Origin of the sequence: Arthrobacter sp. CDRTa11, from assembly GCF_026427775.1 — a bacterium.
In the GTDB taxonomy this organism is placed as follows: Bacteria; Actinomycetota; Actinomycetes; order Actinomycetales; family Micrococcaceae; genus Arthrobacter.
The window spans coordinates 4,920,671-4,946,540 of record NZ_CP044532.1 but is presented as its reverse complement, the minus strand read 5'-3'; the positions used below and the strand labels follow the sequence as shown (position 1 = coordinate 4,946,540).

The 25,870-nt window shown below is 64.0% G+C and carries 22 protein-coding genes; 12 read left to right on the top strand and 10 right to left on the bottom strand.

Annotated features, from left to right (window positions below; translation table 11 throughout):
- Positions 1 to 167: 167 nt before the first annotated feature.
- The gene (gene gluQRS / locus F8G81_RS22555) at positions 168 to 1,064 is read left to right on the top strand and encodes a tRNA glutamyl-Q(34) synthetase GluQRS (RefSeq protein WP_267276841.1); all 897 of its coding nucleotides are present in this window, start codon (positions 168 to 170) and stop codon (positions 1,062 to 1,064) included.
- Positions 1,065 to 1,100: 36 nt separating this feature from the next.
- Here the strand turns inward: gluQRS and menE are convergent, their stop codons facing one another.
- The 4 genes from menE to F8G81_RS22535 all read right to left on the bottom strand — a co-directional run bounded on the left by menE (position 1,101) and on the right by F8G81_RS22535 (position 5,126).
- Positions 1,101 to 2,672 carry an o-succinylbenzoate--CoA ligase gene (menE, locus tag F8G81_RS22550; protein WP_267276840.1) on the bottom strand — a complete coding sequence of 524 codons (1,572 nt, stop codon included), beginning with the start codon at positions 2,670 to 2,672 and terminating at the stop codon, positions 1,101 to 1,103.
- 93 nt (positions 2,673 to 2,765) lie between these two features.
- A complete protein-coding gene (locus F8G81_RS22545) occupies positions 2,766 to 3,221 on the bottom strand; it encodes a MaoC family dehydratase (RefSeq protein WP_267276839.1) in 456 nt (151 codons plus the stop codon).
- A gap of 79 nt (positions 3,222 to 3,300) precedes the next feature.
- On the bottom strand, positions 3,301 to 4,185 hold the full coding sequence (locus tag F8G81_RS22540; protein ID WP_267276838.1) for an amidohydrolase family protein: 885 nt from the start codon (positions 4,183 to 4,185) through the stop codon (positions 3,301 to 3,303).
- Between the two features lie 2 nt (positions 4,186 to 4,187).
- Positions 4,188 to 5,126 (bottom strand): SDR family NAD(P)-dependent oxidoreductase, encoded by a 939-nt coding sequence (locus F8G81_RS22535; RefSeq protein ID WP_267276837.1) that lies wholly within the window; start codon positions 5,124 to 5,126, stop codon positions 4,188 to 4,190.
- Positions 5,127 to 5,281: 155 nt separating this feature from the next.
- Between F8G81_RS22535 and F8G81_RS22530 the strand changes: the two genes are divergently transcribed.
- The 4 genes from F8G81_RS22530 (at position 5,282) to F8G81_RS22515 (ending at position 9,749) form a co-directional block, all read left to right on the top strand.
- Positions 5,282 to 6,304 (top strand): AraC family transcriptional regulator, encoded by a 1,023-nt coding sequence (locus tag F8G81_RS22530; RefSeq protein ID WP_267276836.1) that lies wholly within the window; start codon positions 5,282 to 5,284, stop codon positions 6,302 to 6,304.
- Positions 6,305 to 6,445: 141 nt separating this feature from the next.
- Positions 6,446 to 7,942 carry an aldehyde dehydrogenase family protein gene (locus F8G81_RS22525; RefSeq protein ID WP_267276835.1) on the top strand — a complete coding sequence of 499 codons (1,497 nt, stop codon included), beginning with the start codon at positions 6,446 to 6,448 and terminating at the stop codon, positions 7,940 to 7,942.
- Between the two features lie 9 nt (positions 7,943 to 7,951).
- On the top strand, positions 7,952 to 9,058 hold the full coding sequence (locus F8G81_RS22520) for an NAD(P)-dependent alcohol dehydrogenase (protein ID WP_267276834.1): 1,107 nt from the start codon (positions 7,952 to 7,954) through the stop codon (positions 9,056 to 9,058).
- A gap of 40 nt (positions 9,059 to 9,098) precedes the next feature.
- Positions 9,099 to 9,749 (top strand): phosphohydrolase, encoded by a 651-nt coding sequence (locus F8G81_RS22515; RefSeq protein ID WP_267276833.1) that lies wholly within the window; start codon positions 9,099 to 9,101, stop codon positions 9,747 to 9,749.
- Here F8G81_RS22515 and F8G81_RS22510 read toward each other — a convergent pair.
- Entirely contained in the window at positions 9,746 to 11,005 is a 1,260-nt protein-coding gene (locus F8G81_RS22510; RefSeq protein WP_267276832.1) for a low temperature requirement protein A, read from the bottom strand. The genes F8G81_RS22515 and F8G81_RS22510 overlap by 4 nt on opposite strands.
- 323 nt (positions 11,006 to 11,328) lie before the next feature.
- Positions 11,329 to 12,852, bottom strand: a complete 1,524-nt coding sequence (locus F8G81_RS22505; RefSeq protein WP_267276831.1) for an HNH endonuclease signature motif containing protein — start codon at positions 12,850 to 12,852, stop codon at positions 11,329 to 11,331.
- Between the two features lie 265 nt (positions 12,853 to 13,117).
- Between F8G81_RS22505 and F8G81_RS22500 the strand changes: the two genes are divergently transcribed.
- Positions 13,118 to 14,326 carry an IS110 family transposase gene (locus F8G81_RS22500; protein ID WP_267276830.1) on the top strand — a complete coding sequence of 403 codons (1,209 nt, stop codon included), beginning with the start codon at positions 13,118 to 13,120 and terminating at the stop codon, positions 14,324 to 14,326.
- A gap of 248 nt (positions 14,327 to 14,574) precedes the next feature.
- Here F8G81_RS22500 and F8G81_RS22495 read toward each other — a convergent pair whose 3' ends face one another.
- The 4 genes from F8G81_RS22495 to F8G81_RS22480 form a co-directional block, all read right to left on the bottom strand.
- A complete protein-coding gene (locus tag F8G81_RS22495; protein WP_267276829.1) occupies positions 14,575 to 15,891 on the bottom strand; it encodes an ATP-binding protein in 1,317 nt (438 codons plus the stop codon).
- 139 nt (positions 15,892 to 16,030) lie between these two features.
- Positions 16,031 to 17,407 (bottom strand): FAD-binding oxidoreductase, encoded by a 1,377-nt coding sequence (locus F8G81_RS22490; RefSeq protein ID WP_267276828.1) that lies wholly within the window; start codon positions 17,405 to 17,407, stop codon positions 16,031 to 16,033.
- Between the two features lie 368 nt (positions 17,408 to 17,775).
- A complete protein-coding gene (locus tag F8G81_RS22485) occupies positions 17,776 to 18,549 on the bottom strand; it encodes an SDR family NAD(P)-dependent oxidoreductase (protein WP_267276827.1) in 774 nt (257 codons plus the stop codon).
- Positions 18,546 to 19,424 (bottom strand): fumarylacetoacetate hydrolase family protein, encoded by an 879-nt coding sequence (locus F8G81_RS22480; protein WP_267276826.1) that lies wholly within the window; start codon positions 19,422 to 19,424, stop codon positions 18,546 to 18,548. Before F8G81_RS22480 ends, F8G81_RS22485 begins: the two co-directional genes overlap by 4 nt.
- A gap of 204 nt (positions 19,425 to 19,628) precedes the next feature.
- On the opposite strand from F8G81_RS22480, the gene F8G81_RS22475 reads away from it, so the two are divergent.
- Genes F8G81_RS22475 through F8G81_RS22450 form a run of 6 tightly spaced genes read left to right on the top strand, consistent with a single transcriptional unit; the run spans position 19,629 to position 25,844 of the window.
- Positions 19,629 to 20,996, top strand: coding sequence for an L-fuconate dehydratase (locus F8G81_RS22475; RefSeq protein WP_267276825.1), 1,368 nt, complete (start codon positions 19,629 to 19,631; stop codon positions 20,994 to 20,996).
- Positions 20,989 to 21,303 carry an L-rhamnose mutarotase gene (locus tag F8G81_RS22470; protein ID WP_267276824.1) on the top strand — a complete coding sequence of 105 codons (315 nt, stop codon included), beginning with the start codon at positions 20,989 to 20,991 and terminating at the stop codon, positions 21,301 to 21,303. Before F8G81_RS22475 ends, F8G81_RS22470 begins: the two co-directional genes overlap by 8 nt.
- Positions 21,300 to 22,292, top strand: coding sequence for an aldo/keto reductase (locus F8G81_RS22465; protein ID WP_267276823.1), 993 nt, complete (start codon positions 21,300 to 21,302; stop codon positions 22,290 to 22,292). The genes F8G81_RS22470 and F8G81_RS22465 overlap by 4 nt, the downstream gene beginning before the upstream one ends.
- Entirely contained in the window at positions 22,289 to 23,281 is a 993-nt protein-coding gene (locus F8G81_RS22460) for an amidohydrolase family protein (RefSeq protein ID WP_267276822.1), read from the top strand. The genes F8G81_RS22465 and F8G81_RS22460 overlap by 4 nt, the downstream gene beginning before the upstream one ends.
- Positions 23,278 to 24,810, top strand: a complete 1,533-nt coding sequence (locus tag F8G81_RS22455) for a sugar ABC transporter ATP-binding protein (protein ID WP_267276821.1) — start codon at positions 23,278 to 23,280, stop codon at positions 24,808 to 24,810. Before F8G81_RS22460 ends, F8G81_RS22455 begins: the two co-directional genes overlap by 4 nt.
- Positions 24,807 to 25,844 (top strand): ABC transporter permease, encoded by a 1,038-nt coding sequence (locus F8G81_RS22450; RefSeq protein WP_267276820.1) that lies wholly within the window; start codon positions 24,807 to 24,809, stop codon positions 25,842 to 25,844. Before F8G81_RS22455 ends, F8G81_RS22450 begins: the two co-directional genes overlap by 4 nt.
- Positions 25,845 to 25,870: the final 26 nt, after the last annotated feature.

Sequence of the window (25,870 nt, the reverse complement as noted above, 5' to 3'; positions counted from 1 at the left end):
CCACGGTCATTCTGCAAACACACGGCAAGAGCCCCTGAGCTCCCGACGTCGGTCCGCCGAAGTCATCGGTAGCTGAGGGGCTCTTGTGCTGTGCCGGCTCTTTAGATCTGTCCTGTTCTTCAGCCATGCGTTCTTCAGCCGTCCGCTCATCGGCCTAGTGTTGTTCCATGACTTCCGCCGGCCGCTTCGCCCCGAGCCCTTCCGGTGAACTGCATGTTGGCAACCTTCGGACAGCCATCCTTGCCTGGCTGTTTGCCAGGTCCACGGGCCGGAACTTCCTGTTGCGCGTGGAGGACCTGGACCGCGCCCGGGCCGGTGCGGAGGCGGAGCAGCTCCGCGATCTGGCGGCTATCGGCGTGAGGTGGGACGGCGCCGTCGTACGCCAGACGGACCGCGGAGGGCTGTACGCCGCGGCGATCAGCAGGCTGGCTGATGCCGGCCGGACGTATGAATGCTTCTGCACGCGCCGGGAAATCCAGGAGGCGCCGTCAGCTCCGCACGCGCCCCAGGGTGCCTATCCAGGCACCTGCCGGAACCTTGACCCTGCCGAGCTTGAGTTCAAGAGATCCACCCGGCCGGCTGCCATCAGGCTGCGTTCGGACACGGCGGAGTACACCGTGCGGGACATCCTGCACGGTGAGTTCACGGGAGTGGTGGACGACTTTGTGCTGCGCCGCAACGACGGCGTGACGGCGTACAACCTGGCGGTGGTGGTGGACGACGCCGCGCAGGGGATTGACCAGGTGGTCCGCGGGGACGATCTGCTGGCGTCCACCCCCAGGCAGGCGTACCTGGCCTCGCTGCTGGACATACCGGTTCCGGAATATGCGCACGTCCCGCTGGTGGTGAATTCCGACGGCGTCCGGCTGGCCAAGCGCGACGGTGCCGTCACGCTGGCCGACCTCGCGCTCGCAGGAGTGTCCGCGCCCGCGGTGCGGGACGTGCTGTTGCAGTCCCTGGGCCTGCCGGCCGGAACCCTGGAGCAGGCGCTGGCGGTCTTCCGGCCAGAGGGGCTGCCCCGCGAATCGTGGGTGTGGCCCGGCTACCCTGGCAGGCTGCAGTGAGGCGGCGGCAGCGCTCCAGCGTGTGCGTTCCTGGGCTCAGGCCCGGCCGGAGGGCTGGGCTCCGCTGGTCCTTCGAAGCTCGGCCTTCCTGATCTTGCCGCTTGCCGTCCGCGGCATCTCGTCCACGAACACCACGGATTTGGGGATCTTGTAGCGCGCCAGCCGGCCCTCAAGGTGCGCCCGAAGCTCCTCTTCGGTCAGCTGCATGCCCTCGCGGAGCAGCACCACGGCCCGCGGCACCTCGCCCCACTTCTCGTCCGGCACACCAATCACAGCAACGCCCTCCACGGCCTCCAGCTCCGCGATGACCTGTTCCACTTCCGCCGGATAGATGTTCTCGCCGCCGGAGATGATCATGTCCTTGAGCCGGTCCGAGACAAACACAAACCCGTCGTCGTCCTTGTAGCCCATATCCCCGGACTTGAACCATCCGCCGGGGGCGTAGGATTCCGCTGTTGCCTCGGGCTGGTTCCAGTACTGCCGGATCACGTTGGGGCCTTTTACCTGGATCTCACCCACTGCGCCGGGAGCAGCCAAAGTGCCGTCAAAGTCCGCAATGCGGACGTCAGTGAAGAAATGCGGAAGCCCCGACGAGCCGGCCTTTTCCCGGGAACGGGCGGCCGGAAGCGTGGTGGCTCCAGGCGCTGTTTCGGTCATGCCGTAGCCGTTGGAAAGAACAAGGCCACGCTTTTCATAAGCTTCCAGGATCCGCAGGGGAACAGCGGAGCCGCCGCACGTAAGTTTGTTGAGCGAAGATAGGTCGGTTCCCTCCCAATCCGGGTGCTCGCACAGCATCTGGTACGTGGTGGGGACACCGCTCATGGTGGTGGCATGGTGCTTTTCGATCAGTTCCAGCGTCCTCTGGGGATTGAACTTCGCCTCCAGAACAACGGTCCCGCCCTTCAGCAGGGTTGGCAGCACGCCCATGTTCAGGGACGCAACATGGAACATCGGCGAGATGATCAGCACCACGTCCGTAGACGCGAAATCAAAGTCCACCACCACGTTGAGGCAATTCCAGACAATGTTCCCGTGCGTCAGGAGCGCCCCCTTGGGCCGTCCCGTGGTTCCGGACGTGTAGAGGATCATGGCGCCGTCGTCGAGACCCACTTGCTCGTCCGAAAACTCGGCCGCGCCGGACGCGACGGCGGCCTCGAAATCCTCCACCACCGTCGTGCCCTGTTCGGTGTTGAATTCAGTGGCTCCTGTTCCCGTTGCGTCTTGGACAATGATGCGCCGGGCCACCGGAGTACCCGTTGCGCCACTGATGGCCAGTCCGTCCAAGCTGCTGGAATGGACCAGGCACGCGGCATCGCAGTCCTGGAGCTGGAACTGGATCTCGGGCGGTGCCAGCCGGGTGTTGACGGGGACGAACACGGCCCCCAGCAGGCCACAGGCAAAGAGGGTTTCCAGGAAGGACGGATGGTTCTCACCGAGGTAGGCAACCCTGTCTCCCCTGGCCACTCCGCGGTCCCGTAAGGCGTTGGCCAGCCTGATGCTGCGGTCCGCGAGTTGGTCGTAGCTCACTTCCCGGTCACCGCTGATCAGTGCTGTCTTGGTGCCGGACTTGGGGCGGCGACGCTGCAGCCACGAGCCAAAGTTTTCCACGGCGAATCCTTCCTATCTGTGAGACTAGTCCGTTCTGACTGGCTTGGACCCGGGAAGCGAGTCCGGGGTGGGACGCCAGGAGGTGGGAGGAAGCTAGATGTAGAAGCGGGCGAGGAACTCAGCCACCACGGCGGGGCGTTCCTGGCCTTCGATGTGGATGGTGTTGGCCACTTTGATCTGGGCTCCGCCCTTAACCTCGGTGACGTCGGCGATAGTGGCTTGCATGCGGATCCGTGAGCCCACCTTTACGGGCGAGGTGAAGCGGACCTTATCAAGCCCATAGTTCACCTTGGTGGTGACGTTCTCGACGTCGAACAGCTCGCCCCAGAAGGGGATGATGAGCGAGAGCGTAAGGAAGCCGTGCGCGATCGGGGCGCCGAACGGCCCGTCCTTGGCGCGCTCGGGATCCACGTGGATCCACTGGTCGTCCCCGGTGGCCTCGGCGAACTTATTGATCTGTTCCTGGGTAATTTCCCGGTACTCGGTGAATCCGAGGTCCGTGCCGGTGAGCGTGAGCAGTTTGTCGAAGTCGACGACGAGGTTGGGCATTGGTGGGCTCCTGTGCTTCTGATGTTTAGGGATTATGTGGAGAAGGACTAAAGATGAAGAGGTCAGCTGCCTGGCCCGGTCAATTTAGTCCAAGCAGGCGGATGGCGTTGTGTTTGAGGATTTTGGGGCGGACCTCGTCTTTGAGTGGCAGGTCCGCAAAAGCACCCAGCCATTTTTGTGGGGTGATGAGCGGGAAGTCGGTGCCGAAGAGGACCTTGTCCTGCAGTACAGAGTTGGACAGGCGGACGAGGGATTCCGGGAAGTACTTTGGTGACCAGCCGGAGAGGTCGATGAAGACGTTTGCCTTGTGGGTGGCGATGGAGTTGGCTTCGTCCTGCCAGGGCACGGAGGGGTGGGCCATGATGATCTGCAGTTCCGGGAAGTCCGCGGCAACGGCGTCCAGCAGCAGCGGGTTGGAGTAGGCCAGTTTGATGCCGTAGCCGCCGGGAAGGCCGGCGCCCATGCCGTTCTGGCCGGTGTGGAAGATGGCCGGCAGGCCGAGTTCCTGCAGGGTTTCCCAGAGCGGGTAGAAGCGTTCGTTGGAGGGGTCGAAGCCCTGCAGGGACGGGTGGAACTTGAAGCCGCGGGCACCGAGTTCGATGGCCTGGTGCTTGGCTCCGGCGATTGCGTCCTCGCCGGTGCGCGGGTCAACGCTGCCGAACGGGATCAGGACGTCATTGTTCCGGGCTGCGCCGGCGATCAGTTCCGGGATGCTGTTGGGTTCGTGCTTGAGCTGGGTGCGGGCGTCCACGGTGAAGACGACTGCGGCCATGTTCAGTTCGCGGTACACCTCGGCGATGCGGTCTAGGGACGGGGTGCGGTCCTCGGCCTTGAAGTACTTCGCCGAGGCCTCGGTCAGCGCGTCCGGGAGGGACCCGTGGCCGCAGCTGTCCACCTCGAGATGGACGTGCATGTCGATCGCGTCCAGCGTGGCGGCATCGATGCCCAGTTCGTAGCGTGCCATGGTCAGCGGGCCTGTGCTTGCGAGGGCTGCAGTTCCTCGGGCAGCGGGAGGAATTCCTCGCCGTAACTCTGCAGGGTGTCCGGGCTGAAGAGGGATGCGGCGTTGTCGTGGAGGGCGTCGTAGCTCCAGCCGCCCTCGAGGTATTCGGTGGTGGCCGCTACCGGGTGGGTCCAGACCTGCAACCGGTCACCGCCGGCGCCGATGGCCTGGCCGGTGATGTTGGCGGCCTCGTCCGAGGCGAGGAAGGCAACCAGCCCGGCGACGTCGTCGGCCGTTCCGAAACCTAGGTCGTGGCGGAAGAAGGACGGCATGGCTTCGCCGCGCTCGTCCGCTTCCACAGCCTTTTGGAAATACGGGACTGTTTTAGTCATCGCGGTGGCAGCCACCGGAATCACGCAGTTCACAGTCACGCCGGCCTTCTTCATCTCCAGCGCCCAGGTGCGGACCATGCCCACAATCCCGGCCTTCGCCGCAGCGTAATTGGTCTGGCCGAAGTTGCCGCGCTGACCGGTGGGCGAACCGATCGTGATAATCCGGCCCGGGATGTTGTTTTCCTTGAAGTACGCGAAGGCCTCCCGGACGCAGGTGAACGTCCCCTTCAGGTGGACATTGATCACCAGGTCAAAGTCCTCGTCCGTCATCTTCAGCAGTGACTTGTCCCGCAGGATCCCGGCGTTGGTGACCAGGATGTCCAGCCGGCCAAAGGCCTCCACAGCTTTGGCGACCAGTTGCTTTGCAACATCCGTGCTGCCCACGGGGGCGACGACGGAAACGGCCCGTCCGCCGTCGGCCTCGATGGTCCGGACTGCATCAGCAGCTACATCGGAATCCACATCATTGATGACCACGGCGGCGCCCTGGCGTGCCAGTTCCCGGGCGTAGGCCAGGCCCAATCCCCGTCCGCTTCCGGTGACGATTGCTACTTTGCCTGACAGGCTCATGGTTGCTCCTTTGCTCGCTGACGTACGCAGCATGCTCTTTGGCATAACTGCTGTGCTCATATCAATGAGAATCCATATTGTTGTAAAAGTCAACGATTAATTCTGTTGCCTGGTACCACTTGTTCGACTTTCCATGCCCGTGCTCTAGTTGACGTATGCGAGCCACCGGCGTTTCTGCAGCTGACGCCTCCGCCGAGGCGCTTGGCCGTTTTGCCATCCAGAGCAAAATCCCCGACGAGGCACTGGACATCGGTGGCAAGGTCTACTACCCCCACCACTTGGACATGGGCCGTTCGGCTGAGGATTTTCAATGGCGCACCAAGGGCATAACCCTCGAGGGCGTGACCCTGGGCCTGCTGGAATACGGGACTCCGATGAAGATCTCCACGGGCGATTTGGAGACCGCCTACCAGGTCAATTTCCCCCGGTTTGGCCGGATGAAGTTTTCCCAGGGCAACAGTGTGGTGCTGGGCAGCCCCTCCCTTGCCGCCATCCACGGTCCTGTGGGGCCCACCACCCTCCAGGGCTGGTCGGAACCGACGCAGCTGCTTGGGCTGAAGATCCCCACGTCCCTGATGCATCAGGAACTCGAAGCGCTCCTGGGGCGCTCAGCCGAAAAGGAGCTTGCCTTTGAAGGCTCCTTTGACCTGACCTCCCACCGGGGTAAGGAGTGGCGTGCCGCCGTCGAACTGCTGATTGCCGGCGTGAGCAATCCCGACTCTCTCCTGAGTTCGCCGCTGATGGCACACGCCGCCGTCCAGTACGCCGTGCGGGGATTGCTCCTGTCGGCTCCCAACAACTTCAGCGAAGAACTGGCCGGTGATGCGGAGGCGGTGGGATCTGCAGCCGTTCGGCGGGCAATTGACTTCATGGAATCCAACGCCCATTTGCCCATCACCCTGGAAGCCTTGGCAGCCGACGCCTTTGTCAGCCCGCGGGCGCTCCAGCTGGGGTTCCGGAAGCACCTCGACACCACGCCCATGGACCATTTGCGCAGCATCCGCCTCCGCCGCGTCCGCAGCGAGCTCATCTCGGCCAGGCCTTCCACCCGCGTGGGGGATGTCGCCGCACGCTGGGGGTTCCCGCACGCAGGCCGGTTCGCTATCCACTATGCGAAGACTTTTGGCGAGGCACCCTCACAAACGTTGAAAAAATCAACTGAACCCACGGCTTCCTAACCCTGGACTATCCGAATCGCGCAGGAGGCCATTGTCCTGCCCGTGTTTGACGGCAATCATGATCCGCATCACCCTAGATCCAGCGCAGCGCGTCGCCTGGTCTGGGATTCATGCTTACCGCGAACAAGGAAGTTCAAGCCAATGACAATGACAGAGTCTGAAAAAGTACTCATTCCGTCGGTCACCCTTCCGGACGCCGTCAACCGGGGCCAGTTGTTCATCAACGGCGAATGGCGGCCTTCGTCCGACGGGGGCACCACGGACATTATCAACCCCGCCACCGGTGCGGTGGCCGCCACAGTCGCTGCCGGGACAGTCTCAGACATCAACGCCGCTGTTGCCGCTGCCAAAACCGCGTTCGACGACGGCAGGTGGTCCCGCCTCAGCGGCCGGGAACGCTCACGCGTGCTGAATAGGGCGGCGCTGCTGATACGGGAACGCGCCGAGGATTTGGCACTCACCGAGAGCACCGACGTCGGGAAGCCCATCACCTTCGCACGTGTGGTGGATGTGGCCACAGCAGCTGACCAGTACGAGTACGTGGCCGCCCTGGCGCAGCAGCTCGACGGATCCGTCCGGGAGACGCCCCTCCCTGCCCATGCCTTCACCAAGAGGGAGCCCTTGGGGGTGGTGGCCGCGATTACGCCGTTCAATTTTCCGCTGATCCTTTCCAGCACCAAGATTGCTGCAGCCCTGGCGGCCGGCAACTCGGTAGTCCACAAACCGGCGGGTGACACTCCGCTCAGTGCCCTGCTGATGGCCGAGATTCTCACCGAAGCAGGTGTGCCGGCGGGCGTCTTTAATGTTGTGACCGGCTCGGGCGGCATCCTGGGGGATCAACTTGTGGCACACCCCGACGTCAGCAAGGTGGCCTTCACCGGCTCCACCGACGTCGGCCGGCATGTGGCTGCCCTCGCCGGCCAGAACCTCCGCCCGGTCACTGCCGAGCTTGGCGGCAATGCCGCGAACATCCTTTTCGCCGACGCGGACCTGGACCAGGCCATCGGCACCGTGATCGGCGCCTTCGTCTTCAATTCTGGCCAGTTCTGCATGGGCGGGCCACGGCTCCTGGTGGAACGGCCCATCTATGAAACGGTTTTGGGGATCCTGAAAGAGGCCGTTGCCGGTGTTCCTGTGGGCGATCCAAGCAACCCGGAAACCGTGATGGGGCCATTGGCCAGCCGGAAACAGCTGGACAAAGTAGCTGACTTTGTTGAGGGCGCCAAGGCAGCCGGGGGCCAGGTGGTGGTGGGCGGCGAGCGGCTGGAGCTGAACGGCGGGTTCTTCTACAAGCCGACAGTTATTGCCGGCCTCGCCAATGATGCAGCGGCTGTCCGGGAGGAGGTCTTTGGCCCCGTCCTGACGGTCCAGCCTTTCGACTCCGAGGAGGAGGCCATCGAGCTGGCCAACAGCACTGAGTACGGGCTGGCCTCCGGGGTCCAGACATCAAGCATTGCCCGGGCGCACCGCGTTTCCTCAAGACTTGATGCCGGTATTGTCTGGGTCAACTCCTGGGCGCTGTTGGATCCTGCGGTGCCTTTCGGCGGGGTCAAGAACTCCGGTTGGGGCCGCGAATATGGCCCTGAGGCCCTGGAGTCCTACAGCCGCACCAAGTCCGTCGTCATCGCCACGGATTAGGAGATGACCATGCTTCTTACTACCGACGCCGCCATTGTTGAGTCCCCGGGTGCCCCTTTTTCCATCCAGTCCGTGCAGCTGGACAACCTCAGGCCCCATGAGGTCCTGGTGGATATCAAGGCCGCCGGCCTGTGCCACACCGACCTTTCCGTGGCCGGCGGAGGCCTGCCCTTTCCACTGCCGGGCGTCCTGGGACATGAAGGTGCCGGCGTGGTGGCCGACGTTGGCACCGCTGTCACCAGGGTCCGGCCGGGCGACAAGGTAGTGCTTTCCTTTACCTCCTGCGGATCCTGCGGGAACTGCCGGGACGGCCACCCGGCCTACTGCGACACCTGGCTTCCCGCGAACCTGATCGGGGGAGCCAGAAGCGACGGAACTTCCCCCATATCCCGGGGAGGAGAACCTGTGGGTGGCCACTTTTTCGGCCAGTCATCCTTCGCGCGGCAGTCTGTAGTGGACGAGCGGAGCATTGTAAAAGTGGAGAGCGATCTTCCCTTTGAGCACCTGTCACCGTTGGCCTGTGGCGTGCAGACCGGTGCGGGGGCGGTGTGGAACGCCATTCAGCCCAGGCCAGGATCCAGCCTTGCTGTGTTCGGCGTCGGAGCTGTAGGACTGTCAGCCATCATGGCCGCGGCGCTGTCTCCGGCGGCCACCATCATCGCCGTCGACATGGTTCCTGCCCGCCTGGACCTTGCCCGGGAGTTGGGCGCGACCCACACCATCGATGCCTCCCAAACCCAGGACGTCCCCGCCGAAATCCACAGGATCACCGGCGGCGGCGCGAACGCGGCGATTGAGGCGACCGGGCACACGAAGGTCCTGGAGCAGGCGGTCTTCTCTACGGCGGCCCGGGGCGAGATTGTGGCTGTTGGTGCGCCCGCTTTTGGTGCGACGGCTGCAGTAGACGTCAACTTTATGATGCCGGGGCGCCGTATCCAGGGAATCACGCTGGGGGACAGCGAAATCGAGAGGCTCATCCCAGCCATCATTGCGCTGATGGAAGCCGGCCGGTTCCCCCTGGACAAGCTGGTCAGCACGTACAAACTCGAAGACATCAACCTGGCTGTGGAAGACATGAAATCAGGGCAGTCCATCAAGCCCGTTCTGGTTCTCTGAGCGGGATTTGAGCGGCCCGCCCGGCGCGTAGGCTGGGACTATGTCTGAATTGGAATTTACGGAAGCCGGCTCTCCGGATGTTGGGCCCCGGCCGCGATTCACGGTTGAGACGGCCAAGGTCCTGGCCGAGGTGGCCCACAACCGCCAGAAGGACAAGCTCAAGCGTCCCTACCGTGACCACGTGATCGCGGTAGGGGACGCGCTGGCCGATTTCGACGACGACATCCGGATTGCCGGGTACCTGCACGACATCGCGGAGGACACCCCCATTACGCGCCAGGCCCTCCTGGACATGGGGGTTTCCGAGCGGGCAGTAAGCATTATCGAGCGCGTTACCAAACGACTCCACGACGACCCGGATGACTACCAGGCTGGCATCCGCTTCATCGCCGAAGACCACGATGCCGCACTGGTGAAGATCGCGGACAACGCCCACAACTCCCTGCCCGAGCGGGTCAAAGCCCTGGCCGACAAGTGGCCGGACAAGCCGCCCGTCACGCGCTATGACGACGCCCGGCCGGTGCTGTACGCAGCCGTAGACGTGGAGGAAGTCCGGAAGATCCTGGCCCGGGTGAACCCCTGGCTGCTCAAGGAACTGGACGACAGGCTGGATGACGAGGACCAGACGGACTATGAGAACCTCTCGTACGAAGAGGCCCCCAGCGGAACGTCCGACTCCCGCGAGTCCTAGGCCGGACGGCGCGTTTTAGCCTCCGCCTCAAGCTGTTCCAAGGCCGCGTTCATTTTTTCGACGCCGCGGCGTTCGTCCACGACGATCGAGGCGCCGAGTGCCAGCACGATCACCAAGAGGCAGACGGGAACTGGGACCCCAGCCGCAGCCATGCCGATCGTTGCCGCCATTGCTGCGGTGACGCCTGCGGTTACGGCCATCACCGAGCGGTCCCGGCAGATCATGCCGCTGAACAGCCAGGTCAGCGAGACCTTGAAGAGCACGACCGGAACTGCGACGCTGGCCACCGCTACGGCCGCGCTGATGTGTGCCTGGTGGTCGATGTAGTAGGCCACGACGTGCAGTCCGGCACCTGTGGCCGCAATCGCAGCGAAGACGGGCATGTGTCCGTAGCCAAAGAAGTACGAACGGTGGCGGCGCAGATGCAGTGCGCGGCCGGCGGGCAGGATGAAGTAGATCCACCACATGCCAAAGGCCAGCGCGGTGCCGCCGAAGCCCACCAGTGCAGCATCAACGCTCCAGCCGTGGAGGGCCACGATGGCCCGAAGGGTTTCGATGGCGCCGATCAGGCACTCGCCCAGGGTGATGATGGCCAGGAGGCCGTAGCGCTCGGCGATATGGTGCGCGTGCCATGGCGTGGTTGCCCGGCGTTCGGCGAAGTACGGCGTGGCCATTTCCAGCACGAACAGGGGCACGACCATCATGAAGGTGGTCAACACATCAGCCTGGATGACCGCCACTGCGATCCACCCGAGTTGCACCAGTCCAAGGCAGGTGGCGTAGCGCAGGCAGGTTTCACGGCGGGCGGGATCCTGCCGGGAAGCGCGCACCCATTGGAATACGAGAGCAAGCCTCATGATCACGTAGCCGCCCACCATCACTGCGTTGTCCACGCTTTTTCCCTCAACCAGCGACTCGAACAACGGCTCGATGCCCATCGCCAAAATCAGGACTCCCAGCAACTGAACCATGGTGACGACACGGAAGATCCAGTCGTCGGTGTCATAGGCGCTCGCGAACCACGTGAAATTTATCCAGGCCCAGATCACCGAGAACATGGCGAACCCGAACCCGAGGAACCCGGCGGCAAAGTGGGCCTCGGCAATCTCGTGGGCGAACTGGCTGCCGGCCACTCCGAAGGCAATCACGAAGGTGAGGTCGAAGAAGAGTTCCAGCGGAGTGGCGGCTCGGTGGGCTTGATGCGGATCGCGGCCGCCCATGCGGGCCATGGCGTGCCGAAGCGGGTTCGAGGGCATGGGTCAAAGATTACAGCCCGCCCTGCTCGCTGTTCCACAGCATCGGGGGCGAGGGGCGAGGGGCGAGGGGCGAGGGGCGTGGGGCGTGGTCCGGGGGGAGGCGTGGTCCGGAGGAGGTCCCGGTCCCCTCCGGACCTGGCTCGTGTCGGATAGAGGGCGCGACTCGGCCGTGGGCCAGGTACGGACGGTTGGCCCCGCTCCGACCCGGGCCATGTTCAGAGGGTTGGCGCGGTCCAGACCGGGTGGGATCGAACGGTTGGCGCAGCCTCGGCCCGGGCTAGTTCAGACGGTTGGGGTCGCCTAGACCCGTGTAAGGCCCCATGTCATTCGAGAAGGCTCGGTGTGCGATCCGGCCAGGTGGGTGGTTCCCAGTCTTGGTGTTCGCTTTTGTAGTGGCGGCCGGTGGGTGAGGTCCAGCCGGGTGGTTGGTTTTTGCTGGCTGGGGTTGGTTGCCAGGCCGAGTTGTGTTTGAGGTGGTGGTGTTTTCGGCAGGGTTGGCCGAGGTTGTTGATGCCGGTGGTGCCGCCGTCTGCCCAGGCGAGGAGGTGGTCTGCTTCGTTGTCGAGGGAGTGGTTGTTGCAGCCGGGGAAGGGGCATTTGGCGTCGCGGAGTCTGAGCCATTGGCGCATGGCTGTGGTGAGGCGGTAGCTGGTTCTGCCGATTTCCAGTGGTGCGCCGTCGCGGGGGTCGGTCAGGACGCGGTGGAAGGAGTCGGCTCCGTTGGCGACCAGGTTCCGGGCCATGGAGGCGGGGATGGGGCCGTGGCCGTCGAGGGTGGCAGGTTCATCGGTCAGGCCCAGGAGCGAGAAGACGGGCACGGTGACCAGTACCTGGGCCCGCAGCGGCGGGACCTGCCCGGCTGTGCGCTCTGCGTCGTCATCACGAGTGCGCTCTTCGCCGCCAGTGGGCCGGTTCTTTTCGACGTTCGTGGTTTCTCCGCTGAGGAGTGCGGTGGCGAGGGTGTCGGCGCGGAGTTGGGTGAGGGTGCGGGATTCGGTGGGGCTTTGGAGTGCCCGGGCTGTGGTGGTGGTGTGTTCCCAGATGGCGGCGGCTTGGTCGGCGGGCAGGTAGGCGGAGAGCCAGGCCATGCCGTCGCGGTCCGGGGTGTATTCGACCCGGCGGTCCAGGACGCACTTGGCGTGGCGGGTTTCGATCGAGACGGGGTGGTGGCGTTCGCGCCAGGTCCGGGCCTTGGCACGGAACCGTGAGGGTGTGAGGTCCCCGGCCAGGCAGGCGCGGGAAGCCTTCGCTGCGTCGGGGTTCAGGAAGTGGGCTTCCAGGGCTGCAGCGCCGGCGGGGCCCAAGCCGGTGGTTTCGTCGCAGAGGATCCGGGCGTGCTGCCAGGAGATGGCCCCGGTCTGCAGGGCGGACAGGGTGCGCGGCAGTTCGGTGCTCAGTTGGCGGGACTGGACCAGGAAGGCTGAGGCGGTGCCTTCGCTGATGGTCAGGACACAGGCGACCTCCGCGACCATGCCCATCTCCGCCACAGACTGGTCGTGCAGTGAGGCCGACGGAGGAAGCAGGCGGCGGCAGGCGTCCGCGTAGGCGGCGGCCGCGCGGGCCTTCCGGGCAGCGGCCCGGGCCTCATCACGGGCCGCCTCCGCCATGACAGCCAGGCACTCCTCCGCCAAATCCCGCAACGGATCAGAACCAGCACCGGAAACAAGACCAGCGTCAGGATCAGTATCGGCGCCCGAGCCAGAAGCAGCATCAGGATGCCCGGCGGCAAGAGAAACAGCATCAGGACCTGCATAAGAATCAACGGCAGCGGAGCACGGCTTGGAGTCAGGCCGGATCAAGGCCGCACCAGGTGCGTCTGCTGCCTCCAAGACTTCCCCGTTGTCCATACCCTTAGCTTGTCAGCAGCCACCGACAGTAATGATGGAATTGGCTGTGTTGCGGTGTGACTCCGGCACTGACTGACGCCCGGTGAAGGGTTTGTCTTCTAAATGATCTGTCCGCCGCAATGCAGCTGCATTAGACGCGGCGGCCAGGTGGACATGACCTCATAGGAGCCTGTTCGAGGAGTCCCATTACTGTCTTGTCTGCCCACCCGGCCGGCGTGCCCCTTCGTGTCCATCGCATGCAACGGAAGGTCAGGGCAGTTTCATCATGGCAAAGGAACATCTGAAAGTCATCGCCGGGATCGACACCCATACCGACACCCATCACGTCGCCATCATCTCCGAAACCGGCCGGCACGTTGCCGACCAGGAATTCCTGGCCGTCGAGTCTGGCTATCGAAAGATCATCGAGTTCATAACCGGCTTCGGGCCGGTCGTCGCCGCCGGTGTCGAAGGTACCGGCAGCTATGGAGCTGAGCTCGCCCGAATTTTGACGAAGGAAGGGATCCAGGTCCTAGAGGTCATGCGCCCGAACCGGCAAGGCCGTCGGTTGCAAGGCAAATCTGACCCGCTGGACGCCTATCAGGCCGCGGAATCGGTGCTCGCCGGCCGTAGCACCGCCACGCCCAAGGCCCGGGACGGGGCTGTGGAGTCACTTCGCGTCCTGCGGGCCGAACGGGCGACCGCGATGCGGGCACGCGTCGCGGTCATGAATCAGGTCCAGGGCATCCTCGTCTCCGCTCCTGAGCCGCTCCGTGCCAAATACCGCGGGCTGGGCAGCGCGGCCATCATTGCCGCGCTGGAAAAGACCCGACCTGCCGGGAACATCTCAGAACCTCTGAACGCCACCGCTACCGCCCTCAAACGCCTCGCCCACCGGTACCGGGCGTTGCACCAGGAAATAGCTTTGATCGATGCTGAACTCGACACGATCATCACCACTCACGCGCCTTTGCTCCGCGACCTGCACGGGGTCGGCACAGACGTGGCAAGCCAGCTGCTGGTCACCGTGGGCGACAACCCCCAACGGATCGGCACCGAAGCACAATTCGCCGCCCTCGTGGGGGTCGCACCGATCCCCGCATCCTCCGGCAAGACCACACGACACCGGCTCAGCCGCGGCGGCGATCGGCAGGCGAACAAAGCGATCCACAGTGTCGTGCTCGTGCGGATGATGAGTGACAGTCGCACCAAAACCTATGTCACCAGGCGCCGGGCCGAAGGCAAGAGCACCAAAGAAATCATGCGATGCCTCAAACGCTACATCGCGCGCGAAATCTACGAGCAGCTCCTACACCCGCACCCGGCACCAGATGCTGGAGCACTCCGCGCCCTGCGCAAATCTAAAAACATTACGCTCCAGACCGCCGCCGGTGACCTCCGTGTCTGGCCCACGGCGCTCTCCAGACTCGAACGGGGACTCACCCGCGACGACCACTTCCACGAACGCTATACAAACTGGCTCAACGACCATTGACAGCTATAGGAGCATCAGTAACCGTCCCGAAGCTCGCCCGCTCCCAAAAACGTTCCGTACCCGCAAACGCAGTGGCAACGGCATCCCGTCCAGCCCCCGCCGGGCTCTTCCGGCTCGCTCATTCCAGCCCGACGCCCTATGCCTCGGCCGCCAGACGGTCAGGGCTTGAGTGTCTGCCCGCGCCCGGTGGAGGTGCTTAAGTGTCCGTTCGCGCAGGGGGAGGTGGGGAAGAAGAAAGCTGACCCTGCTTAGACGCGGCCCAGGCGGTCGATATCCTCCAGGAAGTCCTGGTGAACCTCGTCGCTGACGGTGGTCCGCGTCTCGCCGATAGCGTCGAGGTAATCCTGTGTGGAGGGGCCCTTCCGCACCGCGTCGCGAACGGAAAGGGTCCCGCCCGAAGCCAGCCCCCCGTCGTCGTACACTGCTTTTTCCAGCGCACGCTGGGAAGCGCTCCGGGCGGCATACTCAATATCCGCGGGGGAGAAGCCCTCGGTGCGATCCACCAGGAGTTCCACGTCCACGTTGTCCACCACGGCGGAAGGGATGAAACGCTGCCACATCGCTTCGCGAGCCTGGCGGTCCGGCAGGCCGATGGGGATGACGTAGTCGAACCGGCCGTGGCGCAGGAACGCCGTGTCCAGGGATTTGATGAAGTTGGTGGCACAGACCAGGAGGCGGCCGGGCTGTTCGCGGAAGGCGGGAATGATCTTCAGGAGCTCGTTGGTGACTCCCTGCAGCGGCGACGGCGGTTCGCCGGAACGCTGGGAGGCGATCTCCTCCACCTCGTCAATGAACACCACGGCGTGCTCCAGCTCGGCAATTTCCAGGAATGTTTCCCGCAGCGCTCCTGCCAGGCCTTTCGGATCGGAGGCAAGCCTGGACGGAAACACTTCCACAAACGGCCATTCCAGCCGCGATGCGATCGCCTTGGCGAAGGTGGTTTTGCCCGTTCCCGGAGGACCGAAAAGCACGACGGCGCGCGGCGGCACCACGCCGTATTCATCGGCGAGATCGGCTTCAGCCAGGGGGAGGACCAAGCGCCGCTCAAGGAGTTCCTTTTCCTTGCGCATGCCGGCCACGTTTTCCCACAGGTCACGGGCCAGGATCCGGCCGCCCAGTTGGCCGAGCGCACCGAGCTCCTGGCGCTGAACCGGAATGGTCCGCTCGAAATAGCGCAGGTTCTTCTTCAGCGCGAACCCCCGGCTGAGGAAGGCCTCCACCCGGGTTTCCGCTTCGGGCATCAGGGCCGAGAGCTTGTTAAGCCCGTGCGGAGCCATGCGGTTTTCGACGGCGGCCAGCAGCGAGGTCCCGATCCCGCGGCCCCGGTACTCCGGAAGGGTGGCCAGGAAAACAATCCAGCCCTGGTCATGCGCCGCACGTCCGACGGCGGCGCCCACCACCATGTCGCCCAGCACAGCCACCACGGCGTGGTCCTTTTCGCAGGAGGCCAGGACCTCGGAAAGGGCATAGACGGGTTCCACATTGGTTGCCTTGAGCGTTTCCCACAGGTGCAGGATCCCGTCAAGGTCCGCTGAATGAAAGTCCCTGATCCGCCAGTTGGTCATGCCGTGTCTCCCGGGTGGTTCGTCATTGAATCGCTCGTTGAACGTTGAACGTTGATCGCGACGCGCCGAGGCGCTCTGCTGAGCATAGGCGATCAACTCCCGCGCAAGGTTGCGGGAGCGTTGCGTTAAGCGGAGCGGCTCAGGCTGCGGGTTTGATGTTCTGGTTGATGTGGAACAGGTTGTCAGGATCGTACTTGGCCTTAATGCTGGCCAACCGCTGGTAGTTTCCTGCATAGTTGTCGCGGATCCTGGACTGGTCGTCGGCGTCCATAAACCCTATATAGCCGCCGCCGGCGCTGTGCGGATGCAGCCCGGACCAGTAGTCCCTGACCCACGCGACGTTCGCATCGTTGTCCGCTGGATCTTGCCACATGCCCGCGATCACCGCCGCAAAATCCGCACCCCGGTAGGGAAAGGCCGTAGCGTCCGCAGGTACCCGTTGGACGGCGCCGTTGATGGGGTAGAAGTGGTTCGCAGACTCCTCGCTGGGTATGCCTTTGCCGAATTCCTGGGCAACGCGGATGGCCTCGTCACCCAGGGAGGGCAAGAATTCGGCCTTCCAGTACGCCTGGAGTCCCTTAGGAAGGAGCGGGTCGAAGAGGGTGTTGAGGGCGGGGTAGGGGAGAGGGCCCACAAATGCACCCGCCACCGGCGCGACATCCAGGAATTTTTGCCACTGACGCTGCCCTTCGTCGTGGGGGCCGGTCCAGGCGCCCACTATTACTGCCACGGGGCGCCCGTGGTACTCCTCCGGCAGGAAGGGGACGGGAGGGCCCTGGTGAACCCCCAGGAAAATGCCCATTTCTTCGGGAGCGGTGGCGATGTAGTCGCGATACAGCTGCCCAACGGCTTCCATATGCTCCAGCAGGTAGATGACCACCCCGCCGTACACCACGTCCACCGGATGCAGGCTGAACTCAAGGGAGGTCACCACGCCGAAGTTTCCGGTTCCCCCGCGAAGAGCCCAGAACAAGTCATCGTTCTCAGTGGTGCTGGCGTGGCGGAATTTTCCGTCTGCCGTGATCACGTCAGCGGATTTCAGGTTGTCGCAGGACAGGCCGTATTTCCGGGAAAGGTAGCCGATGCCGCCGCCGAGAGTCAGCCCGGCCACCCCCGTGGAACCGATGATGCCCCCGGTTGTGGCGAGACCGAAGGCGTTGGTTGCGTAGTTGAAGTCGGCCCACGTAGTGCCGCCTTCAGCCCTGGCGGTAGCGGTGGAGGGATCCACCCGCACTCCCCGGCAATTGACGAAATCAATCACCAGGCCGCCGTCGCAGGTGCCGAAGCCCGGAGCACTGTGGCCGCCGCCCCGAATGGCAATATCCATTCCTTCGTCCCGTGCGAAATTCACTGCCGAAATCACGTCGGCCACCTGGGAAACCTGGAGTACGGCTGCAGGGCGCTTGTCGATCATGCCGTTGTAGACCAATCGGGCGGCGTCATAACCAGTGTGATCTGCGGTGATGACGGTTCCCCGTACTTTTTCCTGTAGAGACTGCAGGGCGCTGTTGTCCATGTTGAACTCCATAGCTGCTGGTGCTTTGGTGCTCAGGCATGGCGTCCCTCAGCTGGGCATGCCCGATATGCGGTTGCGAGACCGGTGCACCACTGCAGCCGTAAGGTTGGGCCAAAGAGCCTGCGGTGGCGTGCTTCATCAATGCGCGGCGGCCCCGAAAGGCAGCCCCCTTTCCGGTCTGATCATCTGCAGATAGCGGGCCGGATAATGGCAAAGTACGCCTCCGGACCGGGGCGGTCAACAGGTGGATGCTAATCATGAAACAGGCGGGGATGCGCAACCTCGAAGCCGCGTCGATCCAGGCCGAGTCAGGCCGTGGCAGCGTGGCTGAGGAGGGGCGGCCAGAGGAGCCGCGCGCTGAAGGAACGCTAGCCGAGCGGCCTCAGCCGCAACCCCTGCATGCCGCCGTCCACAGCCAGGGACGTGCCGGAAGTTGACCCCGAACGAGGGCTTGCCAGGTACGCTACGGCCTCTGCCACTTCCTCAGCTGCCACTAGCCGGCCATGGGGTTGGCGGGCATTGAGGGCGGCACGCTCGCCTTCAGGATCGTCCGCCTGGCCAAGTAGCCGGGAAACCCAGGGGGTATCCACTGTTCCCGGGTTGACGCAGTTGACCCGGATGCCTTCGCGGATGTGGTCGGCCGCCATGGCGAGGGTCAGTGACAGCACGGCACCCTTGGACGCCGAATACAACGCCCGCTGTGGGAGTCCGGCCGTGGCGGCGATGGAACACGTATTGACAATGGCTGCCGCGGGGGATTGGCGCAGGTACGGAAGGGCAGCACGCGTCACCCTGGCAACCCCCACAACGTTGATGTCCAGCACACGCGCCCATTCGGCGTCGTCGTTGGCCGCGACGTCGCCCATGGCGCCGATCCCAGCGTTGTTCACCACAATGTCCAGCCTGCCGAATTGTGCGGCGACGGCGTCCACCGCGGCCCTCACCGATGCGTCCTCTGCCACGTTGCACTCAACGGCGTAATGAGAGGTACCGGCGGGGTTGAGGTCCAGGACCGCCACCTTGGCGCCGCCTGCCACCAGCCTGTCCGCTATGGCTGCCCCGATTCCGGACGCTCCGCCGGTCACCAAAGCCACCAGGCCCTCGAAATCCCTGTTCACAAAACTCTCCGGTGTGGCAGTCACTGCGATGCTCCTTCACGGTAGAACTCCTGGCGTTGGCGGCCCAGGCCTTCGATGTCCAGTTCCACCACGTCCCCCGGCTGGAGATACGGGAACCGGCCGGACAGGGCCACCCCCTCCGGAGTGCCGGTGAGGATGACATCTCCAGGTTCCAGGAGCATGTATTGGCTGACGTGGTGTACCAGCGTGGGGACGTCAAAAATCAGGTCGGCCGTGGAGGAGTCCTGCCGGACCTCGCCATTGACCCGGGTCTGGAGCTGCAGGCGGCCCGCGTTGATCTGGTCAGCCGGGACGAGCCACGGGCCAAGCGGTGTCGAGGCGGGCAGGGACTTGCCTTTCGTCCACTGGCCTGCGGCACCTGGCAGCTGATAGTTCCGCTCCGAGAGATCGTTGGCCACGAGGTATCCGGCCACGCATTCCAAGGCCTGGCTGGGATCGGAAAGGTACCTCGCTTCCCGTCCAATAACAACGCCCAGCTCCACTTCCCAGTCGTATTTTTCCGACGACGGCGGGATGGGTGCCGCGTCGAAAGGGCCACTGGCAGTGTTGGAAGGCTTAAGGAATACGACCGGGATTTCCGGCGGAGCCGAGCCTGATTCTGCGGCATGCGCCGCGTAATTCATCCCGATGCAAATGATTGAGCCGGGACGGGCAACGGGTGCCCCGATCCGAACCCCGGACGCTGAAACCTCCGCCAGTTCCCCCGCCGTAAGAGCCTGCCGGGTCCGTTCTACGCCGTCAGAAGCGAGGAAGGCGCCGTCGATGTCCTGCGTCAGGGCACCAAGGCTGAAGTATTTGTGGCCCCCGCTCCCGTCAGCCACGAGCACCACAGGTTCTTCTTTGCCTCGTTCACCGAGCCGGGCCAGCTTGATATCCATAAGTTTCCTTCGATTTCCTGGAGCTGCAGCAAGCTAACATCCGAGCTTTGCTTCAACCGTTTTCCTAATAGTACGCAAAACCAGCCCATTGACAAGTGAAACATCCGATGTTTAGGTTGATCTCAGATTTCAGGCCCGGGAGCGTCATCATTTGCCGGGCCGGCCAGCAAGCGGCCCTTCCAACGGCTGCACACGAGGAGCATTGTGAGCATCATTACCGCGGTAGAGACCTTTGACATCCGCTTTCCCACGTCCAGGGACCTCGACGGTTCCGACGCCATGAACCCGGACCCCGATTACTCGGCTGCCTACCTGATCATCGGCACCGATGCCGGAGACGGGCACGAAGGCCACGGATTCGTCTTCACCATTGGACGCGGAAATGAGGTGGAGGCGGCCGCGATTGATGCCCTTCGTCCGCACATCCTTGGCAAGAACGCTGAAGAGCTGCTGGCTGACATGGGAACCACGTGGAAGCTGCTGGCCCACGATTCCCAGCTGCGGTGGCTGGGCCCGGAAAAAGGTGTGATGCACATGGCGATTGGCGCCGTGATCAACGCACTGTGGGACCTGAAAGCCAAGCGCGCCGGGCTGCCGCTCTGGGATTTGCTGGCGGGTCTTAGCCCTGAGGAGATCGTGGCGCTGGTTGATTTCCGTTACCTGAGTGACGCGCTCACCCCCGAGGAGGCACTGGAGATCCTCCGTAAGGCCGAGCCGGGGCGGGCTGAGCGCCGCGCCCGCCTCCTCGCGGAAGGCTACGCCGGCTACACCACAACGCCAGGCTGGCTCGGGTACAGCGACCAGAAGCTGACGCGGCTGGCCAAGGAGGCCGTGGCGGATGGCTTCGGCCAGATCAAGCTGAAGGTTGGCGCTTCGCTGGAGGACGACCTCCGCCGTGTTCGTGTAGCCCGTGAAGCGGTGGGACCAAACATCAAGATCGCCGTCGACGCCAACCAGCGCTGGGATGTGCAGGACGCGATTGAATGGATGGGGCACCTGGCACCCTACGACATCGCCTGGATTGAAGAACCCACCAGCCCGGACGACATCCTGGGCCACGCCGCCATTGCCCGGGGCGTCGCGCCCATTCCCGTGGCTACCGGGGAGCACGTCCACAACCGGGTGATGTTCAAGCAGCTGCTGCAGGCGCAATCCCTGGAAGTGCTCCAGATCGACGCTGCCCGCGTAGGTGGTGTGAACGAGAACATCGCGATCCTGCTGCTCGCCGCAAAGTTCGGTGTCCGGGTTTGCCCCCATGCCGGCGGAGTTGGCCTCTGTGAAGCAGTCCAGCATCTGTCCATGTTCGATTTCATTGCTGTCTCGGCGGATAAAGACGGCCGTATGATTGAATTCGTTGACCACCTCCACGAGCATTTCATCACCCCCGTGGACGTTCACGATGGCTGTTACTGGCCACCGTCAGCACCAGGCGCCGGCGCGGAGATGCACCGGAATACTCTGGCTGCCTACAGTTACCCGGACGGCGTGGAATGGAGCGCCACATCAGCTGCTGACGGCAGTTTCGAGCTGGTGCCGGAATTCCCCCTCAAAGAAGCCGCAGCTGATGCCTGAGACCATCGTCCTGCACACCAGGCTGAAGGCGGGTGCCGCCGAGGCATATGCGGACGCCCATGACGCCATACCGGCCGAGCTCGTGGCAGCCCTGAAGGGAGCCGGCGTCGTTAATTGGCGGATCTGGCGCAGCGGCCGCGAGCTGATCCACCTGGTGGAAGTGGAGGACTACAAGCGCATGCGCCGCGAACTCGCCCAGCATCCAGCGAACGTCCCCTGGCAGGCGCGGATGGCCGAGCTCCTGGAAGTACAGGACGATTACAGCGGACAAGACTCCGGCATCCCGCTCGTTTGGGAGCTGCCGTGAGCGCGCCACTGCGCCTTGGCTCGCTGGGCTTCGGGGGAGCGGGAATCGGCAACCTCTACCGCGCCATGCCGGACAGCAGGGCCACCGCCATTGTTGAAGCGGCGTGGGATGCCGGCATCAGGTACTTCGACACGGCCCCCCACTACGGACTGGGCCTGTCGGAGCGCCGGCTGGGCCGGGTGCTTCAGGGAAAGCCGAGGCATGAATTTGTGCTGTCCACCAAGGTGGGACGCCTCCTGGTCCCACACCAGGGCGTTCTGACGGGTGATACGCCGCCCGACATCCGTACTGCTCAGGATGTGCCGCGCGACCCCGAAGGCTTCGACGTGCCCGCCGTCAGCAGGCGCATCTGGGACTTTTCCGAACAGGGTATCCGGCAAAGCCTGGAGGAGTCGCTCGAGCGCCTCGGCCTTGACCACGTGGACATTGCGTACCTGCACGACGCCGATGTCCATGATCTCGCCGCCGGCATCCGCGACGGATTGCCCGCGCTGGAGAAATTGCGCTCCGAAGGGCTGGTCCGCGCCATCGGCGTGGGGATCAACTCGGCGGAGGCAGCGCTGGAATGCGTCGAGGCGGCCAGCCTGGACCTGGTGATGCTGGCCGGACGCTACACGCTGCTGGAGCAGCCGCAGGTTCCGCTGCTGGAGCGCTGCGTGGAAAAGGGTACAGGAGTGGTAAATGTTGGAGCCTACAATTCCGGACTGCTGGCGCGGCAGGACGTGCCTGATGACGCGCACTATAACTACGGGCAGGCGCCCCACGCGAAGATTGAGCGCGCACGCCAGCTCGCCGGCATCTGCGCACGCTTTGGTGTGGAACTTCCGACGGCGGCCCTGCAGTTCGGACTGCGCCACCCCGCCGTGGTCAATGTGACAGTGGGGGCAACGTCCCCTGACCAGATCCGGGATAACGCGGCTCGGATGGCTGAAGAGGTTCCCGGCGAACTTTGGGCGGAGCTCTTGCGGCAGGAGCTGATCCCGTCATGATCGACTCGCACCTCCACTTATGGGACCTGCAGTCAGGGGACCAGCCTGCAAAAGGGCTGCCAGACGCCGGCCGATCCTCGGAACAGGACGCCTTGGAACAGGACGGCGCCGCCCGCCCCTATTCGTGGCTGGGACCCCAGCACGGAGCGCTCTTCCGCAGCTTTGGGGAAGCGGAGGCCCAACAGACCATCGCCGACGCCGGAGTCAGCGCCGCGGTACTGGTGCAGGCTGACGACACCCTTGCCGACACGGAATCCATGCTCGCCGTTGCTGACCGGAACGACTGGGTCCTCGCTGTCGTCGGCTGGATTCCTTTGGAACACCCGGAGCAGGCAGCAGCTGCGCTGGAACGGTTTGCCCGGAACCCGAAGTTCCGGGGCGTCCGCCACCTGATCCATGACGATCCACGGGACAACTTCCTGGAGCTGCCAGAGGTCCGCGAGTCTTTGCGGCTGGTGGCGGCCAGGGGCCTGGCGCTGGACATTCCGGATGCCTTTCCCCGGCATCTGGGCCGGGCCGCCGATCTTGCCTGCGACCTTCCGGAGCTGACAGTTGTGCTGGATCACCTGGGTAAGCCGCCGCTCGGGGCCACCGCCGGGCCTGACGCAGGGGCAGCAGATGACGGGCTGGACCGCTGGCGCCGGGAGTTCCGGGCCCTGGCCGGGTTGCCCAACACAGTGGCAAAGGTATCCGGCCTGTACATACCAGGGACGGAATATTCAGCCCCGGCTTTGCGGCCGGTTTGGGAAGAGGCCTTGGCAAGCTTTGGGCCTCAAAGGCTCATGATCGGGATGGACTGGCCGGTCAGCACGCTCGGGGCGCCGTACCAGCGCACGTTGGATGTGCTGTTGGAGCTGACCGAGGAGCTGGATGCTGCGGGTCGGCACGCCTTCCTTGAAGCCACGGCGCAGCGCATCTACGGGCCGCAGCACACAGAAGACATGCCGGAAGCGGCAACTACAAGCAAGGAAGAAGGGGTGAGAGCATGACCGCGGATCAAACAACGCTGTTGTCCGTGCATGGGGTGGGCAAGACATTCCCCGGGGTCAGGGCTTTGCACAACATGCAGCTGGACCTTCGGCACGGTGAAGTGCTGGCGCTGGTAGGCGAAAACGGTGCGGGCAAGTCAACGCTGATGAAGCTGCTCTCCGGCATCTACGTTCCCGACCAGGGAACCTTCGAACTCAACGGTGTGGCCTTCACGCCGGCCGGACCAAAGCACGCCCAGGAGCTGGGTATCAGCATCATCCATCAGGAGTTCAACCTGATGCCGGACCTGACAGTGGCCCAGAACATCTACATCGGCCGCGAGCCCCGGCGCTATGGAATCCTCAGCGAGCGCGCCCTCAACCGGAAAACCCAGGACCTGTTTGACCGGATGAGCCTCAAGCTGGACCCCAGGGAGCGCTGCGGGGACCTGACAGTGGCCAAGCAGCAGATGGTGGAGATCGCCAAGGCATTGAGCCACGACTCCAAGGTGATCATCATGGACGAGCCCACCGCCGCCCTCAATGATGCCGAGGTGGCCACCCTGCACGAACTGATTCGCGGCTTCGTTTCGGCTGACACCGGCGTCATCTACATTTCGCACCGTATGGATGAACTCAAGCAGATTTCCCAGCGCATCACCGTTATCCGCGACGGCGAATATGTGGACACTGTGGATACCGCAGCGAGCACCATGCGGGAGGTCATCTCGCTGATGGTGGGCCGTTCCATCTCCGGCGAACAGCGGCCGGCCGCCGAAGAAGCACACGGCGCGGACGACGTCGTACTGGCTGTTGCCGGGCTGTCCACTCCGTCCCTGCTGAAGGACGTCAGCTTTGAGCTGCACCGGGGCGAAATCCTTGGGTTCGCCGGTCTGATGGGCGCCGGCCGGACGGAGGTTGCCAGGGCACTGGTGGGCGCGGACAAGGCCAGCTTCCGGCAGCTGCAGGTAAACGGGGCCGACGAACGGATCCCTAACCCGGCGGCCGCGGCGAAGCTGGGAATCGGCTACCTCTCCGAGGACCGGAAGCACCTTGGCCTTCTGCTGGAACGCGACGTCAAGGAGAACATCATGCTCTCCTCGCTGGCAAAAAATTCGACGGCGGGATTCATCAATGACGGGTCCCTGCGCCGCACGGCCGACGAATACTCGCGGAAGCTTCGGATCAAGACGCCGTCCATCAAGCAGCTGGCCCGGAATCTTTCCGGCGGCAACCAGCAGAAGGTGGTCATCGCCAAATGGCTCGTCAAGGACTGCGACATCCTCATCTTTGACGAACCCACCCGCGGCATTGACGTGGGCGCCAAGGACGAAATCTACAAACTGCTGAACGAGCTCGCAGCTGAGGGCAAGGCGATCATCATGATCTCCTCGGAACTCCCCGAAGTCCTGCGCCTGTCCCATCGGATCGCCGTCATGTGCGAAGGGCGAATCACCGGCTTCCTCACCAACGCCGAAGCCACCCAGGAAAACATCATGGAACTTGCCACCCGGCGGGTCTCCATCACCACAGGAGCACCAACCTCATGAGCATCGTACAAACCCCCACACCGAAAGAATCCAAGGTGCTGACGGCGAAGTCCCAGCCCACGCGGGGAAACGGCCTTAGCCTGCGGCTTCGCTCCTCCCTGCAGCAGCTCTTGGCCTTCGGCTCGCTGATTGTCCTGGTGGTCTTCTTTGGAGCCATGAATTCGCGGTTCCTGCTGCCCGGCAACCTCTCGGACATCCTCCTCTCCACCGTTGTCATCGGACTGCTGGCGCTTGGCGCCACGTTCGTCATCATCACGGGCGGCATCGACCTTTCGGTGGGCACGGGAATGAGTCTGTGCTCAGTGATGGTGGGCGTGGTGCTGACCTACCTGGGCCTGCCGCTGTGGGCCGGGGTGGTGGGCGGCATCCTGATGGGTGCGCTGATCGGGGCAGTGAACGGCTTCCTCATCTCGTTCCTGAAAATCCCGCCCTTCATCGCCACCCTGGCAACCATGCTGGTGGCCCAGGGCATGGCTCTGGTGGTCTCGGGAACCAAGCCCATCTACTTCACCGGGACCGAAGGCTTTTCCAACCTCGCCCTCGGTAAACCGATCGTCGGACTGGTGATTCCGAACGCTGTCTTCATCTTCTTCGCCGTTGCCACCATAGCGGGCGTGGTGATGAGCAAGACCCTCCTGGGCCGCTACACCTTCTCCATCGGGTCCAACGAGGAGGCCACGGCACTGTCCGGCATTAATGTGCGCAGCTGGAAGCTCTGGATCTACACCGCCGCGGGCGCCTTCACCGGGCTGGCCGGCGTGATCATCGCTGCCCGGCTTAACTCGGCGCAGCCCGGACAGGGCATGGGATATGAGCTGCAGGCGATTGCCGCCGTCGTGATCGGTGGAACCTCCCTGGCCGGAGGCAAGGGCTCCATCGTGGGAACGGTGATCGGTGCCCTCATCATGTCCGTCCTCACCAATGGCCTGCGGGTCATTTCGGTGCCGCAGGAGTGGCAGAACGTGGCCATTGGCGTCGTGATCCTGGTGGCCGTCTACCTGGACATGCTTCGCCGGAAGGAGGCCGCCACGTAGCGCCTCCCGCCGCCGCCGGACGGCAT

Excerpts from the sequence above, each read along its gene's own strand:
- F8G81_RS22505 (WP_267276831.1), bottom strand. The coding sequence starts at position 12,852 with ATGGACAACGGGGAAGTCTTGGAGGCAGCAGACGCACCTGGTGCGGCC.
- F8G81_RS22460 (WP_267276822.1), top strand. The coding sequence starts at position 22,289 with ATGATCGACTCGCACCTCCACTTATGGGACCTGCAGTCAGGGGACCAG.
- F8G81_RS22500 (WP_267276830.1), top strand. The coding sequence starts at position 13,118 with ATGGCAAAGGAACATCTGAAAGTCATCGCCGGGATCGACACCCATACC.
- F8G81_RS22530 (WP_267276836.1), top strand. The coding sequence starts at position 5,282 with ATGCGAGCCACCGGCGTTTCTGCAGCTGACGCCTCCGCCGAGGCGCTT.
- F8G81_RS22525 (WP_267276835.1), top strand. The coding sequence starts at position 6,446 with ATGACAATGACAGAGTCTGAAAAAGTACTCATTCCGTCGGTCACCCTT.
- F8G81_RS22490 (WP_267276828.1), bottom strand. The coding sequence starts at position 17,407 with ATGGACAACAGCGCCCTGCAGTCTCTACAGGAAAAAGTACGGGGAACC.
- F8G81_RS22510 (WP_267276832.1), bottom strand. The coding sequence starts at position 11,005 with ATGCCCTCGAACCCGCTTCGGCACGCCATGGCCCGCATGGGCGGCCGC.
- F8G81_RS22450 (WP_267276820.1), top strand. The coding sequence starts at position 24,807 with ATGAGCATCGTACAAACCCCCACACCGAAAGAATCCAAGGTGCTGACG.
- F8G81_RS22535 (WP_267276837.1), bottom strand. The coding sequence starts at position 5,126 with ATGAGCCTGTCAGGCAAAGTAGCAATCGTCACCGGAAGCGGACGGGGA.
- F8G81_RS22470 (WP_267276824.1), top strand. The coding sequence starts at position 20,989 with ATGCCTGAGACCATCGTCCTGCACACCAGGCTGAAGGCGGGTGCCGCC.
- F8G81_RS22545 (WP_267276839.1), bottom strand. The coding sequence starts at position 3,221 with ATGCCCAACCTCGTCGTCGACTTCGACAAACTGCTCACGCTCACCGGC.
- F8G81_RS22515 (WP_267276833.1), top strand. The coding sequence starts at position 9,099 with ATGTCTGAATTGGAATTTACGGAAGCCGGCTCTCCGGATGTTGGGCCC.
- F8G81_RS22480 (WP_267276826.1), bottom strand. The coding sequence starts at position 19,424 with ATGGATATCAAGCTGGCCCGGCTCGGTGAACGAGGCAAAGAAGAACCT.
- F8G81_RS22455 (WP_267276821.1), top strand. The coding sequence starts at position 23,278 with ATGACCGCGGATCAAACAACGCTGTTGTCCGTGCATGGGGTGGGCAAG.
- F8G81_RS22495 (WP_267276829.1), bottom strand. The coding sequence starts at position 15,891 with ATGACCAACTGGCGGATCAGGGACTTTCATTCAGCGGACCTTGACGGG.
- F8G81_RS22540 (WP_267276838.1), bottom strand. The coding sequence starts at position 4,185 with ATGGCACGCTACGAACTGGGCATCGATGCCGCCACGCTGGACGCGATC.
- F8G81_RS22520 (WP_267276834.1), top strand. The coding sequence starts at position 7,952 with ATGCTTCTTACTACCGACGCCGCCATTGTTGAGTCCCCGGGTGCCCCT.
- gluQRS (WP_267276841.1), top strand. The coding sequence starts at position 168 with ATGACTTCCGCCGGCCGCTTCGCCCCGAGCCCTTCCGGTGAACTGCAT.